Raw genomic sequence first — 13791 nt, 5'->3', positions numbered from 1 at the left:
ATGCCGGGGGTCAGGTATTTTGTTTGTCGGCAGACTCATCAGCAGGCCCGTTTGCGGGTTTTGGCGGCTCCTGATTTTCATCCGCTGGTTCTGCTGGTTCTTGCTCCAGATGCTCCATGACCGCGTACGTCAGTTCTTTACACCCCTCGCCAGCCAGTGCTGAAATAGTAAAGCTTCTTCCCTTCCAGCCGACGCTGCGAATGAATTTTTTGCATATTTTCTCCCGTTCATCCTCGGGTAGCAGGTCGGCCTTATTGAGCACCAGCCAGCGGGGCTTCTGATAAAGGGATTCATCGTACTTCCTGAGTTCTTCGACAATGGCTTTGGCTTCGCGCACGGGATCGACGTTTTCATCCAGCGGCGCTATATCCACAACGTGCAGCAACAGACGGGTGCGGGTGAGATGCTTCAGGAATCGATGTCCCAATCCCGCACCTTCCGCTGCGCCCTCTATCAGCCCGGGGATATCCGCCATTACAAAGCTGCGGTTCTGGTCCACGCGTACCATGCCCAGGTTCGGATGTATCGTGGTAAAGGGATAATCGGCCACTTTTGGACGAGCGGCCGAAACCGCGCGGATAAGGGTGGATTTACCGGCATTGGGCATGCCCAGAAGCCCGACGTCCGCCAAGACCTTGAGCTCCAGTTTCAGCTCGAATTCTTCTCCGGGTTCGCCCAGGGTAAATTGGCGAGGGGCCCGGTTTGTGCTGGACTTGAAGTGCAGATTGCCAAGCCCGCCTGCACCCCCCTTTGCCAGCAGGGCTCTTTGCTCATGCTGCTTCAGATCCGCAATCAATTCTCCAGTGGCGGCATTCGTGATGACCGTGCCTACCGGCATGCGCAGCACGATGTCTTCCGCGCCCTTCCCGTAACAGTCGGAACCGCGGCCGTTTTCACCTTTTTTAGCGCGATGCATGCGGGCAAAACGATAATCCACCAGGGTATTGATGTTCCGGTCGGCGATGGCAAAAATACTTCCTCCGCGTCCGCCATCGCCTCCAGATGGGCCACCTTTGGGAATAAACTTTTCCCGGCGGAAGCTCGCCGCACCGTCGCCCCCTTTTCCGGCAATCACCTGGATGATCGCTTCGTCTATGTATTTCATAAGCTTCTCAATTTACCACTATACAAACAAAAAAGCCCTATCGGATCGACAGGGCTTTTTTCGGAGATAATCAAAAAAATTATACCGGTATGACGCTCACTGTTTTCCGTTGCTGGGCGCCTCTCGTGCTGAAGTTCACTTTGCCGTCAACCTTGGCAAACAGTGTGTGGTCCTTGCCCATGCCAACATTCTCGCCAGCATGAACTTTCGTGCCACGTTGACGAATGATGATGCTTCCCGCCGGGATCAACTCGCCGCCAAAGCTTTTTACGCCCAGACGCTTGGAATTCGAATCGCGGCCATTTCTGGAACTGCCGCCTGCCTTTTTATGTGCCATGGTAAACTCTCCCTATACCGAAATGCCGGTAATCTGAATTTCCGTGTAATTCTGCCGGTGGCCTTGATGTTTCTGGTAGTGTTTGCGCCGCTTCATCTTGAAAATGCGTATCTTGTCGTGTCTGCCTTGCTCCAGCACTGTTGCCTGGACCGACGCGCCGCTTAGCAGAGGCTTGCCCACGGAGACATTGTCGCCATCGGCAATCATCAGCACCTGATCAATCGAGAGCTCGCTCCCGATGTCTGCCGGTATCTGTTCTATTTTGAGTTTTAGCCCGGCCTCGACGCGGTACTGCTTTCCGCCGGTTTTGATGATTGCATACATGTCTGGATTCCCTATTGCTCTCTTGTGAAAGCACCCTGAAAAGAGGTAAGCGCGAATTATACATAGTCCCCTATACAAGGTCAAAGGACTGTTGCGGATGAGTTTTGTGTCAAAATGCCGGGAGGTCCCGATTGCCGAACTTGACACGTTGGCAGGGACGTTTCTACCATGGCATCTTTTTTGCAGGAACCTCTGTGTCAATTGAACGTATAAGAAGCCTTATCGCCCAGGATATGGGAGCGGTCGATACTGTTATCCGCGAAAAACTCCACTCCGAAGTCGCGCTCATCCGGCAGGTAAGCGAATACATCATCAACAGCGGGGGGAAACGCTTGCGGCCCTCGCTGGTAATCCTCTCCGCCGGTGCTTTCCGCTATGCCGGAAAATATCATCATAATCTCGCAGCAATCGTGGAGTTCATTCATACCGCGACTCTGCTGCACGATGATGTGGTCGACGCTTCCGAATTGCGGCGCAGCAAGGCGACCGCAAATGCCCTGTTCGGAAATGCCGCCAGCGTGCTGGTCGGTGACTTTCTATACTCCCGCGCGTTTCAGATGATGGTCGAAGTGGACAACATGCGCGTCATGCGAGTATTGGCGGACGCCACGAATACGATAGCCGAAGGCGAAGTGCTGCAGTTGCTGAACTGCCGTGATCCCGACGTTGACGAGGAGAATTATCTGCGGGTAATCCGTTATAAAACCGCCAAACTGTTCGAGGCAGCAACGCGGCTCGGCGCGATCCTCGGTAATGCCACCTTGGCGGAGGAGGAGGCGATGGCGGCCTACGGCATGCATCTCGGCACAGCGTTCCAACTAACCGATGACATGCTGGATTACTCAGGGGATTATCACGAAACCGGCAAGAATCTGGGAGATGATCTGGCTGAAGGCAAGCCTACGCTCCCCCTTATCTATGCAATGAGAACAGGGTCAAGCGCCCAGGCGGGGATAATACGACGTGCAATAGAGCAGGGCGGGGAAGGCGGGTTTCAGCCGGTTTTAGAAGTTATCCAGCAGACTGGCGCACTGGAATATGCGCGACAGAGGGCGCAAGCCGAATCCGAGAAGGCTTCCACAACGATTTCATTATTGCCTGATTCCGATTACAAGGAAAGTTTGTTACAGCTGAGCACGTTTGCGGTAGCGCGAAATTATTAAGTTTCATGGTGATTTTTCGATGGGAGCATAGAGAATAGCTCAACCTGGTCACTTTTGAGGCTAAAAGGCGTTGGCCAAGTACAGTGGCAGACAAGCTCGCAACTTCACAACATCCCCGGAAATGACGGATTGGTCCTGGCCACAAGTAATGAAGCCGGTTCAAAGATTATCCAGGACTTACAGTGGAGAACTGGATCGGATCCAATGGTCGATAACACTGATAGGTGTGGATTGGAGTCCCCGCATGAATCCTATTCTTGCCATTGGCTCTTTTTCAAGTCGGTTTTTTGCAAAGATTTTTGATTGCTCGGATTTCCCTTCCTGCGTACAATTGCAGCCCACGAGCTTGGGCATGAATTGTTTCAAGTAATAGGTGTCAAGAGACGGTTTCGGGGTGTAGCTCAGCCTGGTAGAGTACTGCGTTCGGGACGCAGGAGTCGGAGGTTCGAATCCTCTCACCCCGACCATTCGGTTTGTTCACATTGACCTTTCCAATTTCGAATCTCATTCGAGAAGCGATTCCTCAGGGTTTGGAGTGCTCAAATCCTGCCAACACGAGATCGATTTCGTGCTGAGATTGATTAGCAATTCATCTCCTTCGAGGTGAAGCACGTCCAGCACGCTCGTGTCAGCCAAACTGACCTGCCTGAACGAGCCTTGCAGCAAAAGAATGCGCATAACTGGTACCCTTGCTCCGTCATTCCTGCGAAAGCCGCAAACGTCCTTGCTCCATTATTCCCCGAAAGTGGATTGTTTCGTCATTCCCGCGAAGGCGACGATCCCGGCTTGAACAATTGGCACAGGTACAAATAGGGCTGTTCTCATGAATTTGTCAACAGATTTATTCCGGACAGCAGTGCGCTTTCGCGGGAATGACGCCATAACGGGCCATGCAGCTGTGATTCGATGATCAGGAGAATTATCTTTGTCGTTCGGATCAATGGATCAAGTGATGCTGTTCAGCCGATCGCGATACTTTCAGATCAATGCGATGTTTCCTCTTTTCTGAAAATATTTGCCTTCTCGTATGACGCTTGCGCGGTACCATACAACCAGTAGAATGTGATTATGCTTTTAAACGGAATATGGCCGATTTTGAAACGTCAACGGAGGCGGCGCATTGGGTAGACTGCTATTCTTCGCTCTTATTGCCGTACTGGCCTTCTGGGTAATAAGAAGCTATCGGCGCGCGCTTAAAAAGCGGGACGAAGAAGCACATAGGGAATCATCATCCCTTGAGGGAGAGGATATGGTCCGCTGTACCCATTGCGGCGTGCATTTGCCCAGAAGTGAAAGCATCACTTCGGAAGGCAAGTTTTTTTGTAGCGAAGAGCATCGGCGTTTACATTTGCAACCGTAGTTCTCTTTCCCAGACAAGGCGATTCGAGAAGAGTGAAGGCAGTATACGAACAACGGGAAGCAGAGCGCAGGAACAGGAACGAGCCAACCAATAAAGTTGATGCAACGGATTGCTTGCACAATGTACGTGTTGTTTTTTCACCCAATTTCGATGAGCGTCCGGCTGAGTGCGCGATAAGCCTGCTGGTGATTCATAATATCAGTCTGCCCCCGGAGGTGTTCAGTGGTGATGGGGTGGTGGAATTTTTTACCAACAAACTCGATCCCGAAGCTCATCCCTATTACCAGACTCTCCGCGGCCTGCAGGTTTCCACACATTTTTTCATCCGGCGGGATGGCGAGACTATCCAGTTTGTTCCGTGCGAAAAGCGCGCCTGGCACGCCGGAGAATCGTGCTGGCAGGGGAGAAGCCGCTGCAACGATTTTTCCATCGGAATAGAGCTTGAGGGCAGCGATACCACCCCTTTTACCGATACCCAATATCAGGCACTGGCAGCGCTTACCCGGGCACTGCAGAAAACCTATCCCATCACCGATATTGTGGGACACTCCGATATCGCGCCTGGCAGGAAGACCGATCCCGGCCCTTGTTTCGACTGGGATCGTTACCGCACTGCGCTGGCCTGAGTCCACACTCCCCTATTAGATAAGTCTCGGGAAGAGATTATTCCGGTGAATTACCGCGGCGAATTACCTGGACGACGCCCGAAGTTTTTCCCTTGACGGCGTCGAATTGCCGCCGCGCGCGCCAGCGCTATCCGCGGCCACACCTTGACCTCGTAGATAGTCTTCGTAGCTACCCTTGAAATCAGTGATCCCATCCGGCTTCATTTCAACGATACGGGTCGCCAGCGACGACACGAATTCCCGGTCATGGGAAACGAAAATCAGCGTACCTGTATATTTCTCGAGCGCGGCATTCAGGGATTCTATCGATTCCATGTCCAGGTGATTGGTTGGTTCGTCCATGAGCAACACGTTGTTTCGTTGCAGCATGAGCTTGCCGAACAACATGCGTCCTTCCTCTCCCCCGGAAATGACTTTTACCGATTTCTTGACTTCGTCGCCGGAAAACAGCAGTCGTCCGAGGACGCTGCGTACAGCCTGGTCGTCATCGTGTTCGCGCCGCCACTGTGTCATCCAGTCGGTAAGTGACATCTCCGCTTCAAAATCGGCGGCATGATCCTGCGCGAAGTAACCAGGGCGCGCTTTCTCCGCCCACTTTACCTCGCCCGCGTCTGGAGCCAGATCCTCGGCAAGGCAGCGCAGCAGCGTGGTCTTGCCAATGCCATTGGGACCAATGATGGCGATCTTCTCGCCGGCTTCGACGTTAAGGCTGAATTTCTGAAGCAGCGGCTTTTCCATGCCCGAGAAATGCTTGCTGATGCTTTGCACGGAGACCGCCAGACGATGCAGCTTTTCACGCTCGTCCACATCAATACGAATGTAGGGGTACTGGCGGCTGGATGGCTTCACATCTTCCAGTTTTATCTTCTCGATCTGGCGCGCGCGACTCGTTGCCTGCCGCGCCTTGGATGCGTTAGCGGAAAAGCGGCTGACAAACGATTGCAATTCCGCGATCTGGGTTTTCTTCTTTGCGTTATCGGCAAGCATGCGTTCCCTCACCTGGGTGGACGCGGTCATGTAGTCGTCATAATTCCCGGGATAAATCCGGATTTCGCCATAATCCAGATCAGCCATGTGCGTGCAGACGCTGTTCAGAAAGTGGCGATCATGCGAAATGATGACGATGGTACTCTTGCTTGTGTTGATTACATCTTCCAGCCAGCGGATGGTATTGATATCGAGATTATTGGTCGGCTCATCCAGCAGCAGGATGTCCGGATCGGCAAATAATGCTTGCGCCAGCAGGACGCGGAGCTTGAATCCGGGTGCTATCGCGCTCATTAGTCCCTGGTGCTGCGGCAATGGAATACCGACCCCTAACAGCAGTTCGCCTGCACGCGCCTCGGCGGAGTATCCGTCCAATTCGGCGAAGCGCGCTTCGAGTTCCGCTGCATGCATATAGTCGGCGTCGGTGGCGTCAGGATTGGCGTAAATCGCGTCGCGCTCCTGTTTCACTTGCCACAACTCATCGTGCCCCATCATTACGGTATCGATCACGAGACAGTTCTCAAAGGCGAACTGATCCTGGCGCAACTTGCCCACGCGCTCGCCGGCGTCTACGCTGACATTGCCGGAACTCGGCTCCAGATCGCCGCCCAGAATCTTCATGAATGTGGATTTGCCGCTACCGTTGGCGCCGATCAAACCGTAGCGGTTGCCGTCGCCGAATTTGACCGAGACGTTTTCGAACAGGGGCTTGGCCCCGAACTGCATAGTGATGTTGGCTGTGGTGATCAAAGCTTTTTCCTTGGAAAGGATTTGGAAAAACCCTCTATTTTATACGTTTCTTCAGTGAATTCCGAATTCATTTGCGCTGGGCTGTCGGCCAGGCGGGCGAAAAGTAATGTCAAGCGGCATGCATCCGCAACGCGCATTATTTGAAATGGCTCAGTCAGGAACGGATTCGGTCTCTTGATTTATTTGATGACGAATATGCTCCATTATTATTGTCATTACCCATTACCCATTACCCATTACCCATTACCCATTACCCATTACCCATTACCCATTACCCATTACCCATTACCCATTACCCATTACCCATTACCCTTGAGATGCCGCATCAGAAACTGATGGCCAATGATGTTGTCAGGAATATGTTTCTATCCGATGTATGACCATCATTTCGGGTAAAAATGCGATCTTTACTGCCCAATGTTCTCGCTTCTATACGCCACAATATGTGATTCGTAACGTGGTAATCGAAATTGGTTGATAAGCCCCAGGTTTTAAAGCCATCCGGCGTGCCGGAGCTAATGATTACGCCGTGTCTGTCATCGTAATATTCCGTCCTGATTGCAATGGCGGTTTTTACGGTAGGCGTATACCTCAGGATAACTGTTGGATTGAACCACGTATTCATGGCTGAGGAATTCCTGTTTCTTTGCTCGATACCAATATCAAAACCAAGCGTTGCGGCAAGAGCACTATTTATTTTGAAAATACCGTAGAAATTATGAAAGTAGCGCATTTGCCTCGCATCGTCAGGCTTGTCTGTGCCGATGAATGTGCTGCTATTCAGGGTTATTCCTGAGGAAGGCGTATAAGTAACCTGGGTGCCGAATGCAGGCAGAGTATTCCCATCCACAGGTTTGATGCGTTGCCAGCCATTCAGAACCAATGCGCTGAAGAACCATTTTTCATCTTCTGATCTATAGCCGAGTTTGGCGCCTGTTTCAAAATAAGGCGTGTTCTCTGCCATGATACTTCTGCTTAAAGTCCAGTTCTCTTTCCCCATTGCGCTTTCAAAACCGATGTGTGAGGGGAAGACACCCACGTCCAGCCACAGGTTATTTTCTTTAGACAGCTTTACGCCAATATTACCTTCATAAAAATTTCCCAATATCCCAGGCTCAGCTGCATAGTTGGCATTCATATAGCTGCCGACCGCTAACGCGAGGTTGGCCCTGATATTGTTTGCGTTGTATGAACCTTTCAGGAAAGCCAGGTTTACCGAAACTTCCTCATCCTTGGTGAAATTATACAAAAAGGAAGGCCTTCTATCGTTGGCAGGTCTATTGAAATCAACGCCATAATATGTTTCGACGTAACCGCTAACGGTTAATGGGGAGAGGAGATTGCGGGTAATTCCGGCGCCATGCTGTGCATGGGTTTTCTCGCTTGTCAGCAGACAGATGCCCAACGCGACAAGCGTAGCAACGATCGGATTGAAAGAGTTTCTTAACATTAAGGTTAATTCTCATGTCAGGCGGTCCGGATGTTTTTTGACCTCAGCCGACAGCCGCATTAACACATGCGTATCCTATAAGAACCCTTGGCATCAAGCTAAATTTGCCTTCGATATACCCGCTTCGGAGAATATGAAACCGTAACGGTTTGATTCGTTCCTGATACAGTCGTCGGTGTTTTGGTATTCCTGTATCATTGCACGTTTCAATTTATGCCCGTGCTCCATGAAAATTACGTTTCTGGATTTCGAGCAGCCTATCGCTGAGCTTGAAGCAAAAATAGAAGAATTGCGTTTTGCACAGGACGATTCAGCGGTGGATATTTCAGCCGAGATCCTGCGCCTGCAGAAGAAAAGCCAGTCGCTCACCAACAGCATATACGCGAAGCTTACGCCATGGCAGATTTCACAGGTCGCCCGACACGCGCAACGCCCTTATACGCTTGATTATATTCAACATCTGTTTACGGATTTCGAAGAGCTTCACGGCGACCGCAGTTTTGCCGATGATTATGCAATTGTCGGCGGATTGGCGCGGTTTAATGGCCAATCCGTCATGGTTATCGGTCATCAGAAAGGACGCGATACCAAAGAAAAAATTCGTCGTAATTTCGGCATGCCCAAGCCCGAGGGTTATCGTAAGGCACTGCGCCTGATGCGTCTCGCGGAAAAATTCGATGTGCCGCTGATTACCTTCATCGATACCCCGGGCGCGTACCCTGGCATCGGCGCCGAAGAGCGCGGTCAATCCGAGGCCATCGGAAGAAACCTCTATGTTCTGGCGGAACTGAAAGTGCCGGTGATCTGCACGATCGTCGGGGAAGGCGGTTCTGGCGGTGCATTGGCCGTGGCGGTGGGCGACGTGGTACAGATGCTGCAATATGCGACGTATTCCGTCATTTCTCCCGAAGGCTGCGCTTCCATCCTCTGGAAAAGCGCGGACAAGGCGTCCGAAGCTGCGGAGATCATGGGCATCACCGCTCATCGCCTCAAAACCATGGGGTTGATCGACAAGATCATCAGCGAGCCTCCAGGCGGGGCTCATCGCGATTACCTGACTGTCATGCAATCCGTAAGGAAGGCGCTGCAGGAATCGCTCAGGCATTTGCAGGATTACTCCACACAGTTGCTGCTGGAGAAGCGCTTTGAGCGGCTGATGGGATATGGCAAATTCAAGGAAGTCAAAATCAAATAGCATTTCCCGCAAGGCGGAAAATGTGTTGCGTGAACAAATCCAAAGCGGCAATCATCTGGCTGTAGCGCTGAGCGGCGGGGTGGATTCTGTCGTTCTGCTGGATTTGCTTGTTCCGCTATCGGTTCAAATGCAGTTTTCGCTCTCTGCCATTCATGTCAACCACGGCATCAGCATCAATGCGGATAAGTGGAGCAAATTCTGCAGCGACCTATGCCGATCCAGCGCCATCCCGCTTAAAGTTGCCAAGCTGAAAATCAACCAGGAACCTGGGGTCAGCCTTGAAGCTGCCGCTCGCGACGAGCGCTATCGGGTATTCGGAAAACTGAAAGCGGATTATGTAGTGTTGGCTCAGCACCTGGATGACCAGGCTGAAACGCTGCTGCTGCAATTGCTTCGCGGCGCCGGTGTGAAGGGGCTGGGAGCCATGCCGGTGGTTCGCAACTTTGCAGCAGAAATCAGTAAGCAAGGAATCGGAACCGGGATGCCAGCGTTGTCAGGAGGCCGACCGCGAATATTGCGCCCGCTCCTTGAGGTGTCGCGGCGTGAAATCGAGGATTACGCCAGCGAACATGCATTGCAGTGGATTACCGATGAGAGTAACGATGACATCTCTTTCGACCGGAATCTTCTGCGCCACGAGTTTTTTCCGCTGCTGGAAAAGCGTTTCCCTTCTTATCGCACTACTTTTATGCGCGCAAGCCGGCATATGGCGGAGGCATCCTGCCTGCTGGATGAATTGGCCGAGGTCGACAGCAAAGCATGTGTCGTTCCGGGCAAGCTGCACGTTGAAGATTTGCGGAACCTGGGTTTTCTGCGCGCAAAAAATCTATTGCGCTACACCCTGGCACAGCAGGGCGCGATTCTGCCCAGCAGAATAAAGCTCGAAGAAATTCTGCGGCAAATGCTGTCTTCGCGTCCCGATACAAAACTGCATGTGATTTTCGGAAATGCCGAAGTCCGCTGCTTCAAGGGGGAGGTTCACGTACGCAGGGCCCGCCCTCCGAGAAAAGGTGCCTCATCGGTAACAGAATGGCGGCTGGTATGGAAAGGAGAGCAGGAACTCGCTATCGCAGAGCTTGGCGGCACCCTCAAACTCACGCGCCGCAACGGCGTGGGGCTCAACTTGCAGAAACTCTCCGAGCACCCAGTCACAATACGACGGCGTTGCGGGGGGGAGCGTTTGCGCCCGGATTGTGAGCGCCCGCGCCGCAGTCTGAAAAACTTTTTACGGGAAGCATCCGTCCCGCCGTGGAAGCGGGAAACGCTGCCGCTGATATTCAGCGGAGAGCATCTCGTTTGCGTGCCGGGAATCGGTATCGATTGTGACTTTCGGGCGGCAGCCGGAGAGCCTGGCTTGGCGGTGGAGTGGCAGTCTGCTCCGGACTTTGTGTTATCCCACGAGAAAATACCATAGATTTTCTCGGAAAATCACGGCAATGGCGGATTCATAAATTAATAAAAATTTCGCCATTCCGCGCCTGACGCGGAATCCAGTTCAAACCAGCCAAGAGTATGTATGGGCGTCTGCTACATCACATGTACCGTTTATTCCGGTAGTAGTAATGACAATAGGCAACGCTGCAGAATTCAAGCGCGATATAAGGTCAAGTAAGCTTTACTCCAACTCGAAAACAAGCACCTCCGCTTTCCGCCCTTGATCGAGAATCAGGTGATTTTCGCCGGTAAGTTTGGCACCGTCGCCTGCCTGTAAAAGCATGCCATTGAGCGACACGCTGCCGCGTGCAACATGGACATAAATAAGATGACCGTCCCCCACCCTATGCTCGACGCGTTCTCCGCCATCCACCAGCCCGGCAAGCATCTTTGCATCGGCGTGAATTTTTACAGAGCCATCAGCGCCGTCCGGTGAGGCGATCAGACATAGCCTGCCGCGCTTTACCGCATCGTCAAAGTATTTTTCTTCATAGCCTGGCGGAATACCCGTTTTATTGGGCAGGAACCATATTTGCAGGAAATGGACCTGTTCACTCGATGAAGCATTGAATTCACTATGCTGTACGCCCGTGCCCGCGCTCATGCGTTGTACGCTGCCTGGATGAATGACGGAACCATTGCCCATATTGTCCCTATGCGCTAAAGCCCCCTCCAGTACGTAGCTGACGATTTCCATGTCGCGGTGGCTATGCGTGCCGAAACCGCCTCCGGGCTCGACGGTGTCGTCATTGATGACACGCAACGCACGAAACTGGATGTGCTCGGGATCGTGGTAATCCGCAAAAGAAAAGCTGTGCCAGGAATTTAGCCAGCCATGATCGGCATGGCCGCGTTCCCGGGCTCGACGTACTTCCATCATGACTATTCTCCTTGGAGGTAGCAAAATGTAGGCGGAGCAGGGGCCGTGAACCTGTCCGGAACTGGGAGGAAAGAAGTGCAGCAAGCCGGCTGCCCGGTTTCATGGGCCGGTTGCCATTGAACTATCCGTGGATGCGGTGGGCGCGCCGCCGACAAAATGAGACACCTTTGGTGCTGCACTCCCGGTATGAAAACGAAGGACATTTTCCTGGATGCGCTGGTCTTCGCGGGTGACGCGAGTATGCTGGCGCAAATGATCAAGCCAGGAATCGTGCTGGAAAAATTCGACATAGCGGCCAGGCGTGGCAATATCCTCAAAGACGCCCCAGGCGAACGCGCCATCACGTCGCCGGATTGCGCCGAGCGGCTCAATCGCATTGAGGAAAGCTTCGCGCTGATCTACCGCAATCTCGTATTCGATAGTCACCAGCACGGGTCCACGACGTTTATCCAGACCCTCTGCGGCGGGTGGATGCGGGGGCCAATGGTACGATGGGGTGAGGTCCGGCGCTTCTTGTTTGCCGAGACTGAATCCGCGAACGGCTAGCCCCGCCAGCACGGCACCCGAAGCCGACAGCAGCAATGCGGCGGGAATGCCGGTCTCCGCCGCCACCCAACCCCACAGCAGGCTGCCGAGCGTCATACCGGCGGAGAAGACCATGATGTAGAGGGATAAGGCGCGTCCCCGAACCCAGGCGGGAACCGAAATCTGTGCAGCCACCTGCAGCGACCAGAGGACACCGACCCACGCTGCGCCGCAAGCAGTCATAACGCCATACAAAACCGCTTCGCTGCGGATCGTTGCCAGGGCCGCAGCAGCCAAGGCATAAACTATGCTTGCGACAAGCACCAGCTGATCCCGGGAGATACGCGTCTGCAGCCGCGGCAGGATAATAATACCGCAAACCGCTCCGATGCCGACAAAGGCCAGGAGAAGTCCATAGGTTCCGGGTCCTCCCGCCAGTTCGACCCGTGCGATCAGCGGGAGCAGCGCCCACACAGACGTCGCGAAGAGAATGAAAGCTGTGGCGCGAATCAGCACAGCGCGGAAAGGCGACGCCATATGCGCATAACGCAGGCCGGCACGCAACGCCTGGAAGAAGCGTTCGGGCGGCAGAGATCGCTCAGCCGGCTCATGTTTCCAATACCACAGCATCAGTATCATGCCGAGAAAGGAGATTGCATTAACGCTATAAGCGGCCCATGCGCCGAACTGCACCAGCAACAGGCCGCCAATGGCAGGTCCGATGGAACGCGAGAGATTCATCGACAGCGAACTCAAGGCAACAGCCTGCGGCAGCAGATTTCTGGGAACGAGTTCAGGCGCGGTGACATTCAACGCGGGTGTAGCCATTGATGCACCGACACCGAGAGCGAACGTCAGGATCAGCAGATTCCAGATGTCAATCTGGTCCGTGGCGGCAAGTACAGCCAGTATCGCCGCCGTCAACGCCATCCATATTTGTGTGATGAGCAGATAGCGGCGGCGATCCACAATATCGGTAAGCGCGCCTGCCGCCAATGCAAAAAGTACCATCGGCAGAGATGTTGCTGCCTGCACCAGGGACACCATTACCGGTGAAGGCGACAGGTCAGTCATCACCCAGCCGGAAGTCACTACATTGATCCAGGTACCGATGTTGGAACCGAGCGCGGCAAACCAGAAAACCCGGAAAACGGGCAATTTGAGCGGCGAGTATACGTCGGGATTCGAGGTGTTCGAGGTATTCGGGGCGGTATCTGCGGCAGGGTTGCTCATCAGGGATCCCGGCTGTCTAAAGATGGGCCTTTTAGCTGTTGATATTAATGGTTTTTAACGCTTCGCTTTTCTGTATAGGTTTCATTTATAAACAATTCAATCTAAATAGCAAGCTCTTATTCAAAACAAGTTTTCGAGACGCCGCGTCTCCGCGTTAGCATAGCGTTGGAATATCCGTACATGCCGCAGAGAGCACAGAATCAGTAGTACCGTTAAACGTGAGTCCCGCCACGCTTTATGAACGAGTTAGAATGATAATCAAAGCATCAAGCTAATGGAGATGATATGGGCGATATATGGCTGATCGAAAAACAATTTAAACAGAGTCGGCATGCGCCATCGTGCTGTTGTGCAGGAACAGATGAAGGACGATCTGGCTCCGGATCAATAGTCATGAGGATTACGGCAAGTTGTTTTCTTGA

Annotated in this window: 12 protein-coding genes and 1 tRNA gene; 6 read left to right on the top strand and 7 right to left on the bottom strand. The window is 52.9% G+C overall.

Going from position 1 to position 13791, the window contains the following annotated elements; all coding sequences use genetic code 11:
• Positions 1–10: 10 nt before the first annotated feature.
• The 3 genes from cgtA to rplU all read right to left on the bottom strand — a co-directional run bounded on the left by cgtA (position 11) and on the right by rplU (position 1766).
• A complete protein-coding gene (gene cgtA / locus BMX66_RS04050) occupies positions 11–1105 on the bottom strand; it encodes an Obg family GTPase CgtA (protein WP_090878598.1) in 1095 nt (364 codons plus the stop codon).
• A 79-nt stretch (positions 1106–1184) separates the two neighbouring features.
• Positions 1185–1442, bottom strand: a complete 258-nt coding sequence (gene rpmA, locus BMX66_RS04045) for a 50S ribosomal protein L27 (protein ID WP_090878596.1) — start codon at positions 1440–1442, stop codon at positions 1185–1187.
• Between the two features lie 12 nt (positions 1443–1454).
• A complete protein-coding gene (gene rplU, locus BMX66_RS04040; protein WP_090878594.1) occupies positions 1455–1766 on the bottom strand; it encodes a 50S ribosomal protein L21 in 312 nt (103 codons plus the stop codon).
• A 194-nt stretch (positions 1767–1960) separates the two neighbouring features.
• On the opposite strand from rplU, the gene ispB reads away from it, so the two are divergent.
• The 4 genes from ispB to ampD all read left to right on the top strand — a co-directional run bounded on the left by ispB (position 1961) and on the right by ampD (position 4915).
• Entirely contained in the window at positions 1961–2929 is a 969-nt protein-coding gene (gene ispB, locus BMX66_RS04035) for an octaprenyl diphosphate synthase (RefSeq protein WP_090879826.1), read from the top strand.
• A gap of 390 nt (positions 2930–3319) precedes the next feature.
• Positions 3320–3396: transfer RNA gene (locus BMX66_RS04030), tRNA-Pro, on the top strand.
• A gap of 653 nt (positions 3397–4049) precedes the next feature.
• Positions 4050–4289 (top strand): PP0621 family protein, encoded by a 240-nt coding sequence (locus BMX66_RS15970; protein ID WP_090878592.1) that lies wholly within the window; start codon positions 4050–4052, stop codon positions 4287–4289.
• A gap of 32 nt (positions 4290–4321) precedes the next feature.
• Complete coding sequence (gene ampD / locus BMX66_RS04020) at positions 4322–4915, top strand: 1,6-anhydro-N-acetylmuramyl-L-alanine amidase AmpD (protein ID WP_090878590.1); 594 nt, start codon at positions 4322–4324, stop codon at positions 4913–4915.
• Positions 4916–4978: 63 nt separating this feature from the next.
• Here the strand turns inward: ampD and BMX66_RS04015 are convergent, their stop codons facing one another.
• The gene (locus tag BMX66_RS04015; protein ID WP_090878588.1) at positions 4979–6652 is read right to left on the bottom strand and encodes an ABC-F family ATPase; all 1674 of its coding nucleotides are present in this window, start codon (positions 6650–6652) and stop codon (positions 4979–4981) included.
• Positions 6653–6977: 325 nt separating this feature from the next.
• Positions 6978–8102, bottom strand: coding sequence for a porin (locus BMX66_RS04005; protein WP_090878583.1), 1125 nt, complete (start codon positions 8100–8102; stop codon positions 6978–6980).
• 226 nt (positions 8103–8328) lie between these two features.
• On the opposite strand from BMX66_RS04005, the gene BMX66_RS04000 reads away from it, so the two are divergent.
• Together BMX66_RS04000 and tilS are read left to right on the top strand one after the other, a co-directional pair.
• The gene (locus tag BMX66_RS04000; protein WP_090878581.1) at positions 8329–9297 is read left to right on the top strand and encodes an acetyl-CoA carboxylase carboxyltransferase subunit alpha; all 969 of its coding nucleotides are present in this window, start codon (positions 8329–8331) and stop codon (positions 9295–9297) included.
• Positions 9298–9319: 22 nt separating this feature from the next.
• Complete coding sequence (tilS, locus tag BMX66_RS03995) at positions 9320–10711, top strand: tRNA lysidine(34) synthetase TilS (RefSeq protein ID WP_255398799.1); 1392 nt, start codon at positions 9320–9322, stop codon at positions 10709–10711.
• Between the two features lie 201 nt (positions 10712–10912).
• On the opposite strand, the gene BMX66_RS03990 is transcribed toward tilS, so the two are convergent.
• Positions 10913–11611: a pirin family protein gene (locus BMX66_RS03990; RefSeq protein ID WP_090878577.1), complete on the bottom strand. Its 699-nt coding sequence runs from the start codon at positions 11609–11611 to the stop codon at positions 10913–10915.
• A 99-nt stretch (positions 11612–11710) separates the two neighbouring features.
• Positions 11711–13369 carry an MFS transporter gene (locus BMX66_RS03985; RefSeq protein WP_090878575.1) on the bottom strand — a complete coding sequence of 553 codons (1659 nt, stop codon included), beginning with the start codon at positions 13367–13369 and terminating at the stop codon, positions 11711–11713.
• Positions 13370–13791: the final 422 nt, after the last annotated feature.

It is taken from the genome of Nitrosovibrio sp. Nv6 (genome assembly GCF_900110495.1).
Lineage (GTDB): Bacteria > Pseudomonadota > Gammaproteobacteria > Burkholderiales > Nitrosomonadaceae > Nitrosospira.
This window is presented reverse-complemented; position numbering and strand designations above follow the sequence as displayed.